This window comes from Aristaeella hokkaidonensis (assembly GCF_018128945.1).
Classification (GTDB): domain Bacteria; phylum Bacillota; class Clostridia; order Christensenellales; family Aristaeellaceae; genus Aristaeella; species Aristaeella hokkaidonensis.
This window is the reverse complement of the sequence record NZ_CP068393.1, coordinates 690,892-710,594: the sequence shown is the minus strand read 5'-3', so window position 1 is coordinate 710,594 and position 19,703 is coordinate 690,892. Positions and strand designations below refer to the sequence as shown.

Here is a 19,703-nt window from a genome sequence, read left to right as displayed (position 1 = left end):
CTCCTCTGTGTTTTCAGTAACGATATATTATAACTATTTTGTTCTTTTCAGGCAACAGGTCCTTTATGTATGTTTATTCACAGGTTTTGCCTGCTTCGTAGTGCTGTCCTGCATATACTTTTTCCATATGCTGGCAGGTATATTTTTTTTATACCTGTCGGCCGGAATGCGTAACGATTCTCTTTTTTTGTCCTGTATGTCGTTCAAACCCCTTATTTTCCATCGTTTTTTGTTCATTCTTTGTCAATATGTAACCCTTCGCAAATTTGTTTTTTCAAGTTGACGTAACCGGTTCAAAAAGCGTAAAATAAAATACACAGATTATACATCTGTCAAAATCCATATTTCACTCTATAGGAAAGGATGAGGAATCCCATGAAGAAACTTGTTGCTCTTCTCCTGTCCTTCTGCCTGCTTTTCGGCATGCTGGCCGTGGCTTCTGCTGATGCGGAAACCAAGACCGGAGCTGCCCAGGGTTTCGGCAGCGAGGTGAAAGTGACCGTTACCGTTGAAGACGGTAAGATCACTGCCCTCGATGTGGACGACAAGGGAGAAACCTATCCTGTAGCCCGTGAAGACAGCGTTGAAAAAGTCATCGCTGCCATCATCGAGGCGAATGGAACCGAAGGTGTGGACGTCAACACCGGCGCCACCTTCACCTGCACCGCTGTTGTGAACGCTGTCAACGCGGCCCTGGCGGAAACTGCTGATGCTCCCGCTGCTGAACTGGCTTTCACTGCCGGTACTTATGAAGCGACCGCTTATGGCTACAACGGCAATGTTACTGCCAATGTGACCTTCTCCGAATCCAAGCTCGAAGCGATCGAAATCACCGCTTCCGTTGAAACCGCTCATGTGGGCGATGTCGCTTATGACATCATGATCCCCGAAATGATCGAAGCCAACGGTTCCGGCGTGGACGGCGTTTCCGGCGCCACCTTCACCAGCCGTGCCCTGCGCACGATCGTGAACGATGCTGCCGAGCAGGCTGCCTGCACCAATCTGGATGCCTTCAAGGCTGCCAAGATTGAGCATACCGCCCAGGATGCCATCGACGTGACCGCTGATGTGGTCGTGGTCGGTGCTGGCGGTGCTGGTATCGCTGCTGCTGCTCAGGCTACCCAGAACGGCAACTCCGTGCTGGTCATCGAAAAGAACGCTGAAGTCGGCGGTAACACGCTGGTTTCCGGCGGTCAGTTCCAGTCTGTGATGCCCTACGTCGTTTGGGATCCGGCCGATCCGGATGCAGAAACCGGCGTATATGCCCATAATGGACAGACCTACAACAAGTATAAATCCGTTCAGGGCTGCATCAACGAGCTCAAGATGATCCTGAACTGGAGCGAAGAGCCCTTTGATGAAGAGTTCTACAAAGAGAACGAGTTCGTGGCCGGCGATGCTGCTGAGCTGAGCAAGCACGGTGTGCATCAGGAATACCTGCCCGTTCTGCAGGAACTGAAGAAAGAGATCCAGGCTTATCTGGACTGGGCACAGCCCAAGCTGGATGCCGGCATCCCCGAGAATCAGCTGGCTCTGTTCTCCACCCTGAACCTCCACATCTTCCAGACCTACTACGGCGGTCTGCGCCAGAGCGCTGACAAGTCCCAGTGGATCTACGGCGACATCGACCTGGTCAAGCAGTTCATCAACGACGGCCAGGGCCTGAAGGAGTGGCTGGAAGACCAGGGTGCTCACTTCCTCGAAGATCAGCAGAACACCCTGATCGGTGCTCTCTGGTATCGTGAAAATGAGTATGAACCGCAGGATGGCAACTGGGGCACCTACTTTGTTGGCCCGGTTAAGACCATCGGTGAAGACAACATCATGCTGCGCACCACCGCCACCGATCTGATCATCGAAGACGGCAAGGTTACCGGCGTGAAGGCGACCCGCTATGACGGCACCGAAGTGACTGCTCATGCCACCAAGGGCGTCGTGCTGGCCACCGGCGGCTATGCTGCCAACATCAACCTGGTACTTGAGAACAACATTTACTGGGATACTCAGTACCTGACCACCTCCACCAAGACCACCAACCGTTCTTCTCAGGTTGGCGATGGTATCGTTATGGCTGAGAAAGCCGGCGCCGCTACTACCGGCATGGGCTTCACCCAGCTGATGCCCATCTCCTGGGTTGACAACGGCAACCTGGCCTTCGGCGGCGGTAACTACGCCTGCTGGATCAACCCCACCACCGGACATCGTTTCGTGGATGAAGGTTCTGAACGCGACGTGCTGTCCCTGGCTGAATTCCGTAACGGTATTGTGAAGAACAACACACCTGGTGTGTTTGTTGAAATCTACAACGCCGCTCAGAAAGTTCCCGGACCGCCCACTGCTCAGCTGCAGCCGACCGACTTCACCGGCCGTTACTATCACATCAAGGGCACCGTGGAAGCTCTGACCGCTCTGTTTGCGGATCCTGAGTTCGAAGGTGTCACCGCTGATCCCGCCACCGTGCTGGAGACCGTTAAGGCTTATGACCAGGCTGTCATGGGTCTGGGCGAGTATCCGGACGTTGGCAAGGGCATCGCTTCCCGCACCATCGGTAACGTGGATAAGACCGAAGACGGCAAGTACATTCCGGATACCTACAATCTGGAAGATACTGACCTGATCGTCCGTCTGATGGCTCCTTCCACCCACCACACCATGGGCGGTATCGTGGTTGATACACAGCGTCATGTGCTGAATGCTGACGGCGCCATCATCCCCGGCCTCTACGCTGCGGGTGAAGTCACCGGCGGTATCCACGGCGGTAACCGTCTGGGCGGCAACGCGATCGTTGAGATCTTCGTTTCCGGCCGTACCGCTGCGAACACCATCGCTGCTGAATAATCCGATCCTTTCCTGGTTTCCCTTCCCCGCTGCCTTCGGGCAGCGGGGATTTCTCTTTGCTCTTTACTATTATTCATAAACATAAAAACACATCCGACCCATAGGGTCGGATATTTCACATTTGTCTTCCGATAAAATTGTCATCCTGAGCAAGCGGTATGCAGAGAGCGCAGTCGAAGGATCTCCATTTCAAAGCAACAGCGTTGCTTTGAAATATATCATTGGAATAATCCTATATAACAAAACAGCCCCGGCGTTTCCGCCGGGGACTGTGTTATATATAGGATTATTCTTCGTCGTCATCCTCGATCTTCGCGTTGGCAATGATCTTCTGGGCTTCAACCTGAGGCACTTCTTCATAGCGTTCAAACTTCATGGAGAAGGAGCCTCTCGCCTGCGTCATGGAGCGCAGGTCGGTGGCGTACTTGAACATTTCAGCCAGGGGAGCTTCCGCTTCCAGCTGCTGCATGCCGTTCACCTGGTTCATACCCATGATGCGGCCGCGGCGCTTGTTCATGTCGCCCATGATATCGCCCATGTACTCGTTGGGAACCAGCACTTCAACGTGCATGATCGGCTCCAGCAGCACGGGGCTCGCATCCATACAGCCCTTCTTGTAGGCAATACGGGCAGCGGTCTTGAAAGCCATTTCGGAAGAGTCTACCGGATGGTAGGATCCGTCATACAGCTTCGCGTGCAGGTGCACCATCGGATAACCGGCCAGGACGCCCTTCACGATATTCTCGCGCAGTCCCTTTTCAACGCTGGGGATGAAGTTACGCGGAACCACACCGCCGACGACGGCGTCTTCGAATTCGAAGTCTGCGTCACTGTCCGTGATGGGGCTGAACTCGATCCACACGTCACCGAACTGACCATGACCGCCGGTCTGCTTCTTATGACGGCCCTGGACCTTAACGGTCTTGCGGATGGTTTCACGATACGGGATCTTGGGATCCTGCAGCACGGCGTTGGCGCCGAACTTGGAAGCCAGCTTGTTCTTGATCACGTCCAGATGCATTTCGCCCTGGCCGCTCAGTTCGGTTTCTGTGGTCTCAGCATTCTTTTCAATCTTGATGGAAGGATCTTCTTCCGCCAGACGGTTCAGGCCGCTGAACACCTTATCTTCTTCACCCTGCTTCGCGGCAAATACAGCCTTGGAGATGCAGGGAGCCGGGAACTCGATTTCCGGGTAGATAATCGGATTGTTCGGGTCGCACAGCGTATCACCGGTAGAGGTGAACTGCAGCTTTGCCAGGGCGCCCAGGTCGCCGGCATGAAGCTTATCAACGTTGGTCTGCTTATTGCCCTTCAGGGAGAACACGCCGCCCGCCTTCTCGGTCTTTTCCTTGTTGGCGTTATACAGCTGCGTGCTGGAAGTCAGCATACCGGAGAAAATCCGGAACAGGCTCAGCTTTCCGACGAAGGGGTCAGCGATGGTCTTGAACACCAGGGCGGAGAAGGGTTCCTCGTCCTTGCAGACGCGCTGGATCTCTTCGCCGGTCTTGGGGTTCTTACCGGTCTGGAACAGGCCTTCATGAGCAGGAGAAGGCAGATACTTGGCCATCAGGTCCAGCGTACGGGCAATACCCACGCCGGTCACGGCGGAGCAGGCCACGACGGGAACGATGCTGCCGTCCTTCATGCCCTTGCGGAAACCGGCCATGATCTCGTCATAGGTCAGTTCTTCGCCTTCCAGGTACTTCATCATCAGATCGTCGTCAGCGGCGGCGGCCTGTTCAGTCAGATATTCGAAAGCTTCGTTTACTTCAGCTTCCAGCTCTGCGGGCATCGGAACTTCCAGGCTCTTCTTGTAAGCGCCTTCATAGGCTTTCTTTTCCAGAACGTTCACAACGCCCCGGAAGCTTGCGCCCTGTCCGAGAGGCAGCAGGATCGGCACCACGCTGGAACCGTACTTTTCACGAAGCTGGGTAGTCACTTTTTCAAAGTTGGCATGCTCACGGTCCATCTGATTCACGATGAACATACGACCAAGATTGTGAGCACCCGCGTAATCCCAAGCCTTTTCGGCGCCGACGCTCAGGCCGTTCACGCCGCCGACCACGATAACCGCGGTCTCGATCACGCGCAGGGGCCCCATCAGTTCGCCGATAAAATCAAAATAACCGGGTACGTCAATGACGTTGATAACTTTTCCATTCCAGGGGATAGGAGCGTAGGAAGCGCTGATGGAAAAACCGCGCTTTTTTTCTTCCGGATCAAAGTCAGATACCGTGGTACCGTCCTCCACTTTGCCCTGACGGTCAGTCATGCCGGCAGCGAAGAGCATCGCCTCGGTCAGCGTGGTCTTGCCCTCGCTGCCATGCCCCATGAAGGCAACGTTACGAATGTTACTGGTTGCGAATTCAGCCATTGTTGTCATTCCTCCTTATTTATTTAAACGATGATCATCCCGCTTTCCGAATTCGCGAAAAGCCGGATCAATAGCTAAATGGGAGTATACCATATTCAGGCACAAAAGAAAAGGAAAATATATTTTTCGGTCAGTTCTAAGCCAGAAAACCAATGTTGCTGCCGTCTCCGGCGGCTGATTAATTCATAATTCACAATTGCATAGTGTTCTCCATATTGTTCAACTATAGATCTCATTCTTACAACCTACATGTAAAATAATATTCAATGCGTATAACTGTCATCTCGACCAAGGCCATAGGCCGCGTGGGGAGCGAGCCGAATGTCAGTCCAGTGGACTGTCAGCGAAGCTGAAATGAAGCGAACGAGTCATCTGAAAGGAAGAGCATAGCCCGCTCCAAGGGCTATGAGCGACCATTGAGGATGCGGAGAGATCTCCCTGCCGCTCAGCGGCAACTTTACACTCTTCACTCTTCACTTATCACTCTTCACTCATCACTTTATGTGACAATAGGACTATCCCTGCTGTCACATCGAAACACTTCTCCACAATCTCACAATAAGAACAATAATCCAAAACACTATAATCACTTTTGACGAAGTCAAAAATATCATGTTCGACGCAGTCGAACCTATCATATTCGCATTAAGCGAATATATCATGTTGCGCAGCAACATATCATTCTTTTGCGAAGCAAAAGACAATTCTTAAATATGTAAAAACTCTTCCAGTTTTTTTGGAAGAGTTTTATCCACCATTTTTAAGTTTTCAGTTTTAAGTATTCATTAAATGGAAAAAGCTGCTGAATCATTCATTCAGCAGCTTTTCCATGATCTCTATCGCTTCTTTTTCTCCGCTTGTCTGCAGCTCCACGCTTCCGGGGCCTTCATCGTTCAGCAGGTTTTCCCGGTCCAGCACTCTTCTAAGCTGTCGGGCTGTACCCGCATTGCCGTCGGTAATGGCTATCCGTTCCGGAAGCAGTTCCCGAATCATATCCTTCAGGAACACATAATGGGTACATCCGAGGACAACCGCATCCACCTTTTCTGCCGGATACCGGGAAAACAGTTCTTTCAGGTATTGCAGGGCTCCTTCCCTGTCATCCGCCTCCACCAGTTCCATTAATCCGGGGCAAGGCACCTTTACTGCGCCTTCTCCATACTGCTTCATCAGGTTTTCAAACTTCTCCTGATGCAGTGTCAGCGGCGTAGCCAGTACCAGCACACTGCCGTTCTTTCTCATTCTGGCAGCAGGCTTCAGGGCAGGTTCCATTCCAACCACAGGAATGCTCAGTTCTTCCCGCAGAACAGCTGCCGCGGCTCCTGTTGCGGTATTGCATGCTATAACCAGTGCCTTGATATGCTGCTCTGTCAGTTTGTCAACCACTTTCCTCACGCAGCCAATAACCTCTTCTGTGCTTTTGGTTCCGTAAGGAGCATTTGCCATGTCTCCATAATAGATAAAGCGCTCATCCGGAAGTTCGCGGACCATTTCACGCAGGGTGCTGATTCCTCCCACCCCGCTGTCCAGAACTCCAATCGGATCGCGCTTTTGATTCATGATCAATTCCTCTTTTGCTCCCGTTTTCTTCGCGATATTTTATCAAATTCTCCGTCTTCTGTAAACCTCGGTTGAATTTTCCCCCTTCATGCGATATCATGACGAAGGATTTGATTTCTATTTATATACTTTCTTAATCCGTTCATGTATAAGTATATATAATTATGAATTATGAATTATGAATTGTGAATTAAATGGAGTTATTTATGATAGAAGAGATTTTAGTCGGCGACGTCATCACCACCCGTAAACCGCACCCCTGCGGATCGAATGAATGGACAGTCATCCGCACTGGTGCCGATATCAAAATACGTTGCAGCGGCTGCGGCCGGATTGTTATGCTGGATCGGGAAAGCTTTCTGCGTCGCCGCAAATCCGTGCTGTCACGCGGTACAAAGCAGTCAGAATCTTGCCAATAAACTCTCCCCTATGCTATAATAAATGTTGATATTTTGTCAGTTTCTGTATTAGACTGATTAATCTCAGAGAAAGACGGTGATCCCGTGCGGAAATCGTTATTGCTCGTTCTGGTTCTTTTCCTTTTGGCCTGCTGCACATATGCTCTGGCTGATACTGAAATCGCGCTGGAACCCTGTGCCGGTAAGATGTCCATCGATGAGGAAAAGTATATACTCCTGACTCCTTCCAATCTTTCCGATCATCCGGATCTGGTAAGCAGCCTCGGTATGTCCCAGGAAGATCTGCTGGCTGACTGGGAGGCTCGTGGAGTACAGTTCCAGGCCTGGACCAAAAAGATGGATTCCTGTCTGGAAGTCACCGTCATCCAGGATGAAGAATCCGCCATGTATTTTGACCTGGAACAGAAAACCCGTAAGGAACGCAATGAGTATCTGAAGCTTCACAAAGGATCAGGCCGATTCGCTCAGGACGGTTTCACTATCCTGCAGCCCGAGTGGAAGAAACAGAAATACGGCGGAAACTTCCTCAAATTCGAATATAAGCGCACCGTTGGTGAAAAGACCTGGCGCGGTTTTGTCCGTAAAACTGTCCGTAACGGTTACACCATCATGCTGGATTATCAGGCTTTTGATCGTCTTCCCCGCCGCACGGATGAAGACGCACTGAACAAAATTGCCAATACCGTTTCCTTTGAAGTGAAGGATCCCATGCAGGTAGCCCAGGAAGCTGCCCAGCAGGCTGATAACGGAGAAGACGGAACTGCTCAGTCCCTCGAAGAAATTTCCGCTCTCAAAGCCGGCATGATTAACATCTCAGTTTATCCGCCGGATCAGACCAACTCCAATACCTTCACTGTGGAGGGAACCTCCACCCCCGGCGGTGTTGTCACCGTCGTGGGCATGCGCATTGCAAAAACAGAAGCCCACAGGTTCAATGCGGAAGTGACTTCCAAGGGAAACTTCAAAGTCAATGTTACCCTTCCTGAAGAAGGCGTATGGAATTTCACCATCGGTCTGGAAGCCGACGGCAAGACCTATCCCTATGATAATGTCAAGCAGACTGAATATTACGCATCACTCCTGCCTGTCACACTGGATACCCAGTTCCCTGCCGAACTCACCTCTGATGAGATGACCATTTCCGGCACTACCGATAAAGGGGTTACCGTTCAGTGCATCGTTCAGTGCAATGGATCTGCGATTCTGAACAAACAGGTCAAAACCAACGGTACCGGAGTCTTTAAGTTTAAGGTGTCCACTGCTGTTGAAGGCAGTTATGATTTCGTCCTTTCCTTCCAGAAGAAGGGACTCAATAACGTCCGCAAATCTTTCACGAGTACCCGTACACTGACCGCCGCTGATAATCAGGCTCGCGCCAACACAAAGGCCATTCATCCCGCCTACAAAGCCCTGATGAACAACATGGACAGCTATATTGGCAAAACCATGGTCTATTCGGTTCATATTGTGAATGTGACGAATAATACAGATCAGTGGGTCATCCAGGCCGCCCTGAAAAAGAACAAGGGAACCTATTCCAACTTTGTTTACTACATTGCTGATACGGATCCCGGTCTGGAAGCCGGCACCAAGGTAAAAGTTTACGGCGTCTTCACCGGAGGTTATCCGGTTCAGTCTGAAGAAGACATCGTCACCTTCCCCGGTTTCGACTATGTCTCCTACGAATAACCCTTTCCAAAAACCAATCAACCGGCATCCGGATTCCCCGGCTGCCGGTTTTCATATTTTACATATACTTTACTATTATCACTTGGTATGAAAACTATAATATTTTTAAGTCTTAAGTTTTCAGTTATTGAGGAGCCATTCGCACTTTAGTGCGATATATGGCTCCCATGCTACAGCCGTCCATTTCTGCGAGTCTGTGACGATACAGAAATGGAATACGGCGATCGCAAAGTTTTCATTATACAAATACCGTTCTGAGTTATTGCTCAGAACGATATTTGCACATCTCTTTTAGCTCGCACTCTTCACACAGCGGTCGCTGCGCTTTGCAAAGCTTCCGTCCATGCCAGATCAGCCAGTGATGCGCGCGTCCCCAGTTTTCTTTGGGAATCAGCCTTGTCATCTGTCTTTCCGTTTCTTCCACGGTATCTGCCTTGCACAGTCCCAGGCGGTTGCTTACCCGGAACACATGGGTGTCCACAGCAAATGCGGGAATTCCGAAAGCATTGAACATCACCACGTTGGCTGTCTTCCGGCCTACTCCCGGCAAAGCTGTCAGTGCCTCCATTGTATCCGGAACCTGTCCGCCATGCTGCTCTTTAATGATCCTGCAGGCAGCGATGATATTTCTTGCCTTGCTCTTAAAGCCGCAGCTTTTCACCATGGGAAACAGTTCTTCCACCTTAGCTTCCGCCATGGCATTCGCGTCTGGCCAGCGTTCAAACACGGCGGGAGTCACCTTGTTTACCTGCTTATCGGTGCACTGAGCAGACAGCATAGTTGCCACAAGCATCTCATACGGATTGGAAAACACCAGTTCCGCCTTGGCTTCCGGATACATTTCCTCCAGCTTGTCGAGGATGGCAAACTTCTGTTCTTTCTTCATTTCAGATCGACCTCAGATTGGCAGGAATCCGCATCAGCGCCTTCCATACACCAAACAGGATCAGACCATTCACGGGGAACTGAACCATATTCTTCAGGGTTCTTGTCCACATGATAGGCCAAAATCCTTCATTGCCCGGTGCAACCATAGCGCCGATCTGGATCAGGAAAACTGTGTTAAGCGTAATGTTGCAGATTACAGCAATAATAAATGTGCAGATCAGGCAACGGATAATATTGGGCTTATGATTGTACAGGAACAGACCGTAAATCAGTCCTGCGATAGCTGCAACCAGCGTAAATCCCCAATAAAACGCTCCGGACGGAAACAACAGTGCACCTAGAACATCGCATACAGATGCCATCAGCAGTGTCCATACCGGGCCGGTAAGGATGCCGCATACGGCAATCGGTATAAACCCAAAGCCAATCTTCAGATAACTGCCTACATTGATGGATGCCAGTCGCCCGATCACAATCTGCATCGCAATCAGCACCGCAATCACGCATACCCGCTTTGTCATATTCTTTTGCATAGAAAAAAGCCTCCTTTCGATTCACAGAAGAAAGTTCTTGTGATTCGCAGAGGCTTTTGCTGTAAAAAGCAGCGGGATGCGCATTCTCCACCGCACGGTATCTCCGTTTCGTTTCATGGCAACTCCCCGTCCATGAACACTTTACGCGGAAAACGCTACTCTGCCTTTACGAATCGCTCTATATTCATCTGCCGTTTCCGGCATCTGAACACACAGATTTTACACTAACCATTGCTTCAACGCAAGCTTTCCGGCTTACTTTATCAGTAACGGTAACTGTCACATTCGTCGAAGACGAATATTTCATATGTCCCGCGGTTTCCCGCGGGACATATTTCACGTTGCGAAGCAACATTTCACATCTTAAAACGGAAAACATATTTCCGTTTTAAGATATTTCATTAACTGTGTGATTACTTCTTGGCAACTATATAGCCTTTCCGGCACAGCAGTTCTGCTGTCAGCATTCCGCCGCCGGCGGCACCGCGGATGGTGTTGTGGCTCAGGCACACAAACTTCCAGTCAAAGATCTTGTCTTCACGCAGGCGGCCGATGCTCACGCCAAAGCCGTTCTGGAAATCCCGGTCCAGACGGGTCTGGGGACGGGACGGATCCTCGAAGTACTGCAGGAAGGGCTTGGGGGCACTCGGCAGCTCCAGGCGCTGGGCTTCGGTCTCGAAGTTGGCCCACTTCTCCAGAATCTGCTCCTTGGTCACCTTCTTGCGGAAGTTCACGGACACAGCTGCCATATGGCCGTCGCTGCAGGCAACCCGCAGGCACTGTGCGCCGATCACGGGCTCAGCCGCATTCACGATCACCGGACCGTTGCCCTTGTCTTCCAGATGGCCCCACAGCTTCAGGGGTTCCAGCTCGCTCTTCTCGTCTTCTCCGCCGATATAGGGGATGACGTTATCCACCATTTCCGGCCAGGTCTTGAAGGTCTTGCTGGCGCCGCTGATGGCCTGGTAGGTGCATACGCTCACTTGGGTGGGCTCAAACTCCAGCAGGGGGGTCAGGGCAGGCACATAGCTCTGGATGGAGCAGTTGGGCTTCACAGCGATGAAGCCGTACTTGCTGCCCAGGCGCTTCCGCTGTGTTTCAATCACAGCCAGGTGATCGGCATTGATTTCCGGCACCACCATGGGCACGTCTTCAACACCGCGGCAGGCGCTGTTGTTGCTGATGATCGGGATCTCGTGCTTCGCATAGTTTTCTTCCAGCGCACGGATCTCGTCCTTCTTCATATCCACGGCACAGAAGCAGAAGTCAACCTTCTCGCCCACTGCGTCGATATCGGACGCGTCAACAATCACCATATCCGCGGCATAGTCCGGGATCGGCCAGTCGAAGGCCCAGCGGTCACCCATTGCTTCTTTATAGGTTTTACCGGCACTGCGGGCGGAAGCCGCCAGGCAGGTCACTTTAAACCAGGGATGATCCTTCAGCAGGGTGATAAAACGCTGTCCCACCATACCGGTGGCTCCGATGATTCCAACGCGATACTGATTCATTACGGTACCCTCCATAGTAGTAAAAAACCGGGCTCGGCCCGTGATTACTGTGAATCTTATCACGGGCGTCTCTGTGTGTCAACCGTTTCAGACTGTGGGTACAAGCGAAAAACAAGGCGCGGGCAGGTGCCTTCTTTCCCCTGTTCTTACCGCTCATTCACCCACTTGTCAAACTCCTCGTCTGTGGCCAGGACGGTATGCGTTCCGCCTACAGAATGCTCTGTTCCTTTGGCATAATCAATGCCCGAGGAAGCATAGTCATAGGCGATGGATTTCCGTCGTTTCTCCACTTCCGGATTCGGATGCGGAATGGCGGACAGCAGGGATTTGGTATACGGATGAACCGGGTTGGAGAAGATCTCCTCCTTGGTTCCCGCCTCCACAAGATATCCCAGGTGCAGTACGCCGATCCGGTCGGAGATATACTTCACCATGCTCAGGTCATGGGCGATGAACAGATAGGCACAGGAGGTCTCCTCCTGGATATCCTTCATCAGGTTCACCACCTGGGCCTGGATGGACACGTCCAGTGCGGAAATACATTCGTCAGCGATAATCAGTTTGGGGTTCATGATCAGGGCCCTGGCAATGCCGACGCGCTGCCTCTGTCCGCCGGAAAACTGATGCGGATAGCGGGATGCGTGTTCCGGAGACAGGCCCACCTTCCGCAGCATGGCGCTGATCTGTTCCGCCCTGTCTTCCCGGGATTTGTACCGGTGATGGATATCCAGGCCTTCGCCGATGATATCAGAAACCTTTTTCCTGGGATTCAGGGAGGCCATGGGGTCCTGGAAGATCATCTGCATGTTCTCCCGCAGGGTTTCCCTGGTTTTGCCTTCCAGCTTGCCGGTAATATCCATACCGTCGAAGATAATCTTTCCATCAGTAGGATTGTACAGGCGGATAATGCTGCGGCCGATGGTGGTCTTTCCGGATCCGGATTCTCCCACAAGTCCGTAGGTCTCTCCGGGATAAATCTCAAAGGATACGCCGTTTACAGCCTTAACGGTATAGCTGCGGGAAATCCTGAAGTGCTGCTTCAGGTTCTCCACTCTCAGAAGCGGTTCACTCATAGATATTTTGCCACCTCCTTCTGCGCCCGTTCAATCCGGGTCTTCAGCTCCGTGGGCATCTCAACCTTCGGGGCGTCGGGATGCAGCAGCCATGTCGCTGCAAAATGCGTACGTGACACCTGGAACATCGGCGGCTCTTCCTTCTCGTCGATTGCCATGGCAAACTGGTTCCGGGCTGCGAAAGCGTCTCCCTTCGGCTCATGCAACAGGTTGGGCGGGCTTCCGGGGATGGAATACAGGCGTTCATCGTCCGTATCCAGGTCCGGCATGGAGGAAAGCAGGCCCCAGGTATAGGGATGCTTCGGCTCATAGAAGATCTCGTTGACGTTGCCCACTTCCACGATCTTTCCGGCGTACATCACGTTCACATAATCCGCCACCTTGGCCACGACTCCCAGGTCATGGGTAATATAGATGACGGAAAGCTTCATTTTCTTCTGGATATCCATGATCAGTTCCAGGATGCGCGCCTGGATGGTCACGTCCAGTGCCGTGGTAGGTTCGTCACAGATCAGGATGTCCGGATCCGCGCTCAGGGCGATGGCGATAACCACCCGCTGCCGCATACCGCCGGACAGCTGATGCGGATAGTTTTTGAACCGCTTTTCCGCTTCCGGAATACCGACCAGGTCCAGCAGCTCAATCGCCCGCTTCCGGGCGGCTTCTTTTTCCATATGCTTGTGCAGGAACATGCCTTCCATGATCTGTTTGCCGATGGTCATGGTAGGATCCAGGCTGGTCATGGGATCCTGGAATACCATGGCGATCCGCTGTCCGTTGATGTCCCGGCGCAGTTCCTTCCGGCTCAGTTTCAGCAGGTCTGTGGTGACCTCGTTGCCGTCCTTGTCCGTATAGGTATACAGGATTTCTCCGCTGTTGATGATGGCGTTGCTGTCCAGCAGGCCCATGGCAGCCTTCATGGTCACCGATTTGCCCGAACCGGATTCACCCACAACAGCTACGGTTTCACCCTTGCACAGGTCCAGGCTGACGCCCCGGATGGCATGCACAATACCGGCGTTTGTTTTGAAGGAGATATCCAGATTTTTGATATCGAGGATTTTCTTCGGTGTCTCGCTCATCTGTCTCCCCTCCTCACATATCTTCCAGCTTCGGAGCCAGCGCTTCGCGCAGTCCGTCGCCGATGAAGTTGAATCCAAGCATCAGAAGGGCCAGCACGATAATCGGCGGCAGGATCTGATAAGGCAGCGTTGTGATGTTGTTGAAGCCGTCTTCAATCAGGGTACCGACAGAGCACATGGGCAGTGCAATGCCGACGCCGACAAAGCTCAGGAACGCTTCGGTAAAGATAGCCGTCGGGATGGAGAACATCACCTGGGTAATGATCGGCCCGATGGTGTTGGGCAGGATTTCCCGGAAGATGATGTGTCCGTTCCGGGCACCCAGCGTCCGGCTGGCCAGGACATATTCCTGTTCCTTGGTCTTCAGCATCTCCGCCCGGGCAATCTTGCTCATACCGATCCACTCGGTCAGCAGCAGGGCGATAATCACCAGCCAGATGCCCTTTGGCATAAAGATTGCCAGCACGGAAACAATCACCAGCCGCGGAACGCTGTTGGCCACCTCGACTACCCGTTGCATGATGTTGTCTGTCATACCCCCGAAATAGCCTGATATCAGGCCGTAACTCATGCCGATGATCATATCAATGATAATGGTCACGAAGGCAATCAGCAGGGAAACCCGGGCACCGTACCAGGTGCGGGTCCACAGGTCGCGTCCCAGGTCATCTGTGCCGAACAGGAATGTGTAGCTGCCGAAGTTTCCTTCCGGTTCTTCTCCCGTGAACAGTTTATGCAGTGCCGGAATCTGCGGGGAAATACCCTTGGCCACAACTCGCTTGTTGTTCTCATTCCGGTATTGCACGATGTCCCGGTAGCCGAATTCATTCAGCGACGGTCCGATGGCAGCAAACAGGATGATCAGCAGTACGATCACCAGTCCGATCACCGCCCGGCGGTTTTTGAAGAAATGAATCGCGACGCCTTTCCAGTAACTCTGGGAGGCGAAGTTTTTATCCGTATACAGATCCTGCCGGTCAAGCAGGGTAAAATCCTCTTTGACGGGAGTATAGGTTTTCTCCATCCTGCTCACGCCTCCTTTCCCTTGGCGGACACACGGATCCGGGGATCCAGTACGCCGTAAAGCAGGTCAACCACCAGCATGATGCCGATATACAGGGCGGAGTACAGGATGCCCAGCGCCAGCACATAGTTGTAGTCAATACCTTCTCCGGCAATCGCGTCCACCATGAGTTTGCCGATACCGTTGATGCCGTAGATCTTCTCCACTACCAGTGCGCCTGTCAGCAGGTCCACGATCAGCGGAGCCAGCACCGTCACAATCGGGATCAGGGCATTGCGGAGCACATGTTTCATCACAAGGTTCCGGCCGTACATACCCTTCGATTCGGCCAGCCGCACATAGTCGCTGTCAAACACGTCCACCATTTCGTTCCGGGTGAAACGGGCAATCGTGGACATCGTAAACAGCGAAAGCGAGACCGAAGGGATCACAGAGGAAAACAGGAATCGGTTCGCGTCAAAGAAATAAGGAAAGAACGGGATTTTAAAGGAGAACGTATACTGAAGGAAAATCAGGAATACGTAGCTCGGCACGCATACGCCCAGGATTGAGAATACGGTACAGAATCCGTCCAGGAATTTTCCCCGGTTCAGTGCAGCCGTAATTCCCAGCAGCAGTCCCACCAGCGAACCCAGCAGTATCGCTATGCCGCCGATGCGGAAGGAATTGGAGATAGCCGTGCTCAGCACCGTGCTGATCGGGGCACCGTAATACAGGGAGGTTCCCTTTCCGAAATCTCCGTGCATCACATTTCCCATATACCGGATAAACTGGGTCAGAATCGGATCATCCAGTCCCATCTCAGCCCGCTTGTTCTGGATCTGTTCCGCGCTCATGCGCTCAGAGGGGAAAGGATTTCCCGGCATAATGCGTACCAGCACGAACAGCAGAAAAGTGATTATAAGCAGCGTCAGCAGGGCCATACCGATCCGCTTGAGCGTATACTTGATCATACTTTCCTCACATTGATAAACAACAGAATAATTACGGCTATTGTATTGCCGCGTCATAGCATAGGAAAACGGAGCGGTCAGCGTGCTGACCGCTCCGTCCGGATGCTTTTACTTCGTCGTATCCTTATAAACACGGTTCAGCGCGACGGGATGGAAGTCGATTCCTTCGACGCCGGCAGTGATCAGGTTAGCGTTGGCCTTGGTGTACAGCGGAGCAATCACAGCCTCCTGCATCACGATCCGCTCAGCCTTGAACATGGCTTCCCAGCGTGCGTCATAGTCAGAGATGTAGGCGCCGGTGGTGCAGTCCGCGATCAGCTGATCGAATTCAGCGTTGGACCAGAAGCCATAGTTGTTGGAGTTGTTGGTCACCCACATACCCAGGTAGGTCATGGGATCGGCGTAGTCCGGACCCCAGCGGGTCAGGGCGATGTCGTAGTTATCGTTCTGCATCTTGTCCAGGCGCTCAGCCTTGGTCATGCTCTGCAGGTTGATTTCCACGCCGGGCAGTGCGTCTTCAACGTCTTCCTTGATGGCCTGGGCAACCTTCTGCACTTCGTCGCCTTCGTTGTTGCCGTAGATCATGGTGAAGCTGAAGCTGTCCTTGCCCAGTTCAGCCTTGGCCGCTTCAAGGTATTCAGCAGCCTTCTCGGGGTTGTAGCCCACATAGTCGATGAAGGCGTCCTGGTTGGCGGAGAAGTCTTCGCCGGTGGTGCTGCTGGCCGCGAACTGCGGGGGCACTGCGGTATAGGTGGCCAGGGAACCATCCATCACGTAGTTGTCAACCAGGTTCTCACGGTCGATAGCGTTGCTGATAGCCAGGCGCAGGTTGGCGTTCGCCAGCATGCCGCCTTCAGCGTTCTTTTCGGTCTGGCTGAAGGACAGGTACCACATGTAGCCGGCACCGGTCACCTTCAGGTTCTCAGCCAGGGTGGCGTCCTTCTTGGCAGCGTCAACCTGGTTGCCGGAAACCATAACGACGTCCAGCGTCTTGTTACGGAAAGCGGTCAGGGCGTTGTCGGAGGAGCCGACCACCTGGTAGTTGATGCCGGCCAGCTTTACGCGGTCAGCGTCCCAGTAATCGGGATTCTTCTTCACGCTCAGGTTCGCGGTGCCGGGGGTGTAGCTTTCCAGCACGAAAGCGCCGTTGCTGAGGAAGGTCTCAGGGCTGGTGCCGTAGGTGCCGTCCGCCAGGCTGTTGTAGAACTCTTCGTTAATCGGATAGAAGGTGGGGAAATACATCAGGCTCGGAAAGAAGGAAACAGGAACATTCAGTTCCACGACGAAGGTCTTGTCGTCCGGAGCGCTGACAGCCAGGGTGGTCAGGTCGGCTTCGCTTCCGCTGATGATTTCCGCGGCACCCTTGATATTGCCGATTTCATCCAGCATGTAGGCATACTCGCCTGCTTCCTTCGCAATTCGCCTCCAGGCAAAAACGAAGTCGTTTGCCGTCACAGGCGTGCCGTTGTTCCACTTGGCATCCCGCAGGTGGAAGGTGTAGGTCAGTCCGTCATCGCTTACGTCGTAGCTTTCAGCGAGGGCAGGTACGGCCGCGCCGTCCTTGTCCATCTGCATCAGACCATCGATACAGTCAGCGATCACTTCAAAGGAGTCACCGTCAGTCGCCAGGTTGGTATCCAGGGACATGACGTTCGTACCCAGCATAACGCCCAGATAGCTGGCATCGTCGGCAGAAGCCGTAACAACGCAGGCCAGGAGCATCATGATGGAGAACAGGATTGCCGTCAGTTTCTTCATGATAGTTCACTCTCCTGATTAGATTATGGTTAACCTGTTTTGTATTTTAACCCTCTGCTTTGTTAAAGTAAACTAAAAAACAATTTGTAAACAATATCGTTTCACATTTTTTGTCCAGCTGAAACGTTTGTCTTTCCTTTATAAAAACCTTTATCTTTGCCCGTTTTCTCATCCTGTGTCATAATTTCCTGGCATCTATTTCCATTTTTTCGGAAAGTTCACCATATTTAATCCTGTTATAATTTGCACAATTATGCATTCCCGGCTGCATCCGTATCCCTTTGTAACAAATGCATTCGGGCGGCCGTACAAATCGTCAGGCGCCTTCTCTGGGCTTCCCTGCGGCAGGATTTCCCATGCCATTTGTGGAAATAGTTTATGATATGAAATGAATACAAAAGCGGAGGAATATCTGTGATGAAGAATCTTAAGCTTTTCAGCCGTAGTAAAAAAGATCCCGATACATTGACTGCCCGTTCCATGATCCTGCCGATCCTTTTCTGCCTGGTCTGCGGTTTGCTGCTGATCTTTTTCGGCAATCTCGCCCTGCGGATCACGGCATATGTTCTGGCCGGGGTCATGATTCTTTGCGGCATCTGGTCAGGGATTGTTTATCTCCGTTCTGATCCCGTCCGGCGCATTACCGAATCCCGTCTCGCCACAGGCCTCATTCTGCTGGTTGCCGGCACCCTGCTGGCTTTCAATCCCAATTATCTGGAGGACATTCTCCCCTTCATCTGGGGCCTTGCTCTCCTCTTCGGCGGTTTCCTGAAGATCCAGTACGCCTTTGATGAGAAATCCGTCCAGGTGAAGAAATGGTGGATCATGCTCATCTTCGCCGCCTTCTCCCTGATTGTCGGCATTATTGCCCTGCTGAATCCCGCTTTCCTCGGCGAAAACCGCAACCTGGTCATCGGCATCCTGCTGGTGCTGGAGGCTGTTCTGGATATCACGGTCTTCTTCCTCCTGCGTCACGCCCTGAAGAAGAGCTCCCAGCCCCTGGCTACCGTCTCCCAGACCTTCTCCCCCGATGAGCCTGTCGCCGATGCCGCTGCCAAGGAAGAGCCTGCCGATGCTCCCTCTGACGCGTCGGCTGCTCCTGCTGCCGATGCGCCTGCCGATCCCGCGCCTGCCGAGCCTGAAGCCAGCGATTAATTGCATCGGCAGCGCATCGGCAACTGTACACGCTTCACTCTTCACTCTTCACTAATTATCATTTTTAAGTTTTAAGTTTTCGGTTTTCAGTATTCATTAATCCCAAGGAAGGAGGCTGCCTTATGCCATATGACGCCCTTCAACAGATGGTCTCCGATGCCCATGCTATCGTCTTCTTCGGCGGTGCCGGCGTTTCCACGGAAAGCGGCATCCCGGATTTCCGCAGCGTGGACGGACTCTATAATCAGAAGTATGATTACCCGCCGGAAACCATTCTTTCTCACACCTTCTTTATGAAGAAGCCGGAAGCTTTCTTCCGTTTCTACCGGGATAAGATGCTGCCACTTGACGCCAAGCCCAACAAGGCGCACCTGAAGCTCGCCGAGTGGGAAAAGGAAGGCAAGCTCCTAGCTGTCGTCACCCAGAACATTGACGGCCTGCATCAGGCAGCCGGCAGCAAAAAGGTCTATGAACTCCATGGCAGCGTCCACCGGAACTACTGCATGAAGTGCGGCAAGTTCTTCCCGCCGGAATATATCCGGGACAGCAAGGATGAGATTCCCGTCTGCCCCTGCGGCGGCCGGATCAAACCGGATGTGGTTCTCTATGAGGAAGGTCTGGATAACGACGTGGTCTCCGGTGCGGTTCACGCCATTTCCAAGGCAGATCTCCTCATCGTTGCCGGTACCAGCCTGACCGTCTATCCCGCCGCCGGACTGATCCGCTATTTCCGCGGCAAGCATATGGTACTCATCAACCGGGACGCCACCCCCATGGACTACGAATGTGACCTTGTGATCCATGATAAAGTCGGTGAGGTTCTTTCTTCCCTCACCTGATCAATCC

Annotated in this window: 15 protein-coding genes and 1 riboswitch; of the genes, 5 read left to right on the top strand and 10 right to left on the bottom strand. The window is 52.5% G+C overall.

Annotated elements, in window-relative coordinates:
* Positions 1-375 precede the first annotated feature (375 nt).
* Complete coding sequence (locus JYE49_RS03325) at positions 376-2,838, top strand: FAD-dependent oxidoreductase (protein WP_179217185.1); 2,463 nt, start codon at positions 376-378, stop codon at positions 2,836-2,838.
* A 286-nt stretch (positions 2,839-3,124) separates the two neighbouring features.
* Here the strand turns inward: JYE49_RS03325 and fusA are convergent, their stop codons facing one another.
* Positions 3,125-5,212 (bottom strand): elongation factor G, encoded by a 2,088-nt coding sequence (gene fusA, locus JYE49_RS03320; protein ID WP_093956056.1) that lies wholly within the window; start codon positions 5,210-5,212, stop codon positions 3,125-3,127.
* Positions 5,213-6,019: 807 nt separating this feature from the next.
* Positions 6,020-6,772 carry a glutamate racemase gene (gene murI / locus JYE49_RS03315; RefSeq protein ID WP_093956055.1) on the bottom strand — a complete coding sequence of 251 codons (753 nt, stop codon included), beginning with the start codon at positions 6,770-6,772 and terminating at the stop codon, positions 6,020-6,022.
* A 206-nt stretch (positions 6,773-6,978) separates the two neighbouring features.
* Between murI and JYE49_RS03310 the strand changes: the two genes are divergently transcribed.
* A complete protein-coding gene (locus JYE49_RS03310) occupies positions 6,979-7,191 on the top strand; it encodes a DUF951 domain-containing protein (protein WP_093956054.1) in 213 nt (70 codons plus the stop codon).
* Between the two features lie 123 nt (positions 7,192-7,314).
* Positions 7,315-8,880 carry a hypothetical protein gene (locus tag JYE49_RS03305; RefSeq protein ID WP_143754436.1) on the top strand — a complete coding sequence of 522 codons (1,566 nt, stop codon included), beginning with the start codon at positions 7,315-7,317 and terminating at the stop codon, positions 8,878-8,880.
* A 259-nt stretch (positions 8,881-9,139) separates the two neighbouring features.
* Here JYE49_RS03305 and nth read toward each other — a convergent pair whose 3' ends face one another.
* The 8 genes from nth to JYE49_RS03265 form a co-directional block, all read right to left on the bottom strand.
* Entirely contained in the window at positions 9,140-9,766 is a 627-nt protein-coding gene (nth, locus tag JYE49_RS03300; RefSeq protein ID WP_093956052.1) for an endonuclease III, read from the bottom strand.
* Between the two features lies 1 nt (position 9,767).
* On the bottom strand, positions 9,768-10,301 hold the full coding sequence (locus tag JYE49_RS03295; RefSeq protein ID WP_093956051.1) for a folate family ECF transporter S component: 534 nt from the start codon (positions 10,299-10,301) through the stop codon (positions 9,768-9,770).
* Between the two features lie 67 nt (positions 10,302-10,368).
* Positions 10,369-10,466, bottom strand: a riboswitch (THF riboswitch).
* A gap of 248 nt (positions 10,467-10,714) precedes the next feature.
* Entirely contained in the window at positions 10,715-11,812 is a 1,098-nt protein-coding gene (gene asd / locus JYE49_RS03290) for an aspartate-semialdehyde dehydrogenase (RefSeq protein ID WP_093956050.1), read from the bottom strand.
* Positions 11,813-11,958: 146 nt separating this feature from the next.
* Positions 11,959-12,885 (bottom strand): ABC transporter ATP-binding protein, encoded by a 927-nt coding sequence (locus JYE49_RS03285; RefSeq protein WP_179217184.1) that lies wholly within the window; start codon positions 12,883-12,885, stop codon positions 11,959-11,961.
* On the bottom strand, positions 12,882-13,967 hold the full coding sequence (locus JYE49_RS03280; RefSeq protein ID WP_093956048.1) for an ABC transporter ATP-binding protein: 1,086 nt from the start codon (positions 13,965-13,967) through the stop codon (positions 12,882-12,884). The genes JYE49_RS03285 and JYE49_RS03280 overlap by 4 nt, the downstream gene beginning before the upstream one ends.
* Positions 13,968-13,980: 13 nt before the next feature.
* Positions 13,981-14,991 (bottom strand): ABC transporter permease, encoded by a 1,011-nt coding sequence (locus tag JYE49_RS03275; protein ID WP_093956047.1) that lies wholly within the window; start codon positions 14,989-14,991, stop codon positions 13,981-13,983.
* A gap of 5 nt (positions 14,992-14,996) precedes the next feature.
* Positions 14,997-15,944, bottom strand: coding sequence for an ABC transporter permease (locus JYE49_RS03270; protein ID WP_093956046.1), 948 nt, complete (start codon positions 15,942-15,944; stop codon positions 14,997-14,999).
* Positions 15,945-16,052: 108 nt separating this feature from the next.
* Positions 16,053-17,702, bottom strand: a complete 1,650-nt coding sequence (locus JYE49_RS03265) for a peptide ABC transporter substrate-binding protein (protein WP_093956045.1) — start codon at positions 17,700-17,702, stop codon at positions 16,053-16,055.
* Positions 17,703-18,119: 417 nt separating this feature from the next.
* Between JYE49_RS03265 and JYE49_RS03260 the strand changes: the two genes are divergently transcribed.
* The gene (locus tag JYE49_RS03260) at positions 18,120-18,857 is read left to right on the top strand and encodes an HdeD family acid-resistance protein (RefSeq protein WP_093956044.1); all 738 of its coding nucleotides are present in this window, start codon (positions 18,120-18,122) and stop codon (positions 18,855-18,857) included.
* Positions 18,858-18,979: 122 nt separating this feature from the next.
* Positions 18,980-19,696 (top strand): NAD-dependent protein deacylase, encoded by a 717-nt coding sequence (locus tag JYE49_RS03255; RefSeq protein WP_093956043.1) that lies wholly within the window; start codon positions 18,980-18,982, stop codon positions 19,694-19,696.
* The last annotated feature ends 7 nt before the right edge of the window (positions 19,697-19,703 follow it).

Bases quoted from the DNA above. Each gene is read 5' to 3' on its own strand.
- nth (WP_093956052.1), bottom strand. From the start codon at position 9,766: ATGAAGAAAGAACAGAAGTTTGCCATCCTCGACAAGCTGGAGGAAATG.
- JYE49_RS03275 (WP_093956047.1), bottom strand. From the start codon at position 14,991: ATGGAGAAAACCTATACTCCCGTCAAAGAGGATTTTACCCTGCTTGAC.
- JYE49_RS03310 (WP_093956054.1), top strand. From the start codon at position 6,979: ATGATAGAAGAGATTTTAGTCGGCGACGTCATCACCACCCGTAAACCG.
- JYE49_RS03280 (WP_093956048.1), bottom strand. From the start codon at position 13,967: ATGAGCGAGACACCGAAGAAAATCCTCGATATCAAAAATCTGGATATC.
- asd (WP_093956050.1), bottom strand. From the start codon at position 11,812: ATGAATCAGTATCGCGTTGGAATCATCGGAGCCACCGGTATGGTGGGA.
- JYE49_RS03265 (WP_093956045.1), bottom strand. From the start codon at position 17,702: ATGAAGAAACTGACGGCAATCCTGTTCTCCATCATGATGCTCCTGGCC.
- JYE49_RS03270 (WP_093956046.1), bottom strand. From the start codon at position 15,944: ATGATCAAGTATACGCTCAAGCGGATCGGTATGGCCCTGCTGACGCTG.
- murI (WP_093956055.1), bottom strand. From the start codon at position 6,772: ATGAATCAAAAGCGCGATCCGATTGGAGTTCTGGACAGCGGGGTGGGA.
- JYE49_RS03295 (WP_093956051.1), bottom strand. From the start codon at position 10,301: ATGCAAAAGAATATGACAAAGCGGGTATGCGTGATTGCGGTGCTGATT.
- JYE49_RS03285 (WP_179217184.1), bottom strand. From the start codon at position 12,885: ATGAGTGAACCGCTTCTGAGAGTGGAGAACCTGAAGCAGCACTTCAGG.
- JYE49_RS03325 (WP_179217185.1), top strand. From the start codon at position 376: ATGAAGAAACTTGTTGCTCTTCTCCTGTCCTTCTGCCTGCTTTTCGGC.
- JYE49_RS03260 (WP_093956044.1), top strand. From the start codon at position 18,120: ATGAAGAATCTTAAGCTTTTCAGCCGTAGTAAAAAAGATCCCGATACA.
- JYE49_RS03255 (WP_093956043.1), top strand. From the start codon at position 18,980: ATGCCATATGACGCCCTTCAACAGATGGTCTCCGATGCCCATGCTATC.
- fusA (WP_093956056.1), bottom strand. From the start codon at position 5,212: ATGGCTGAATTCGCAACCAGTAACATTCGTAACGTTGCCTTCATGGGG.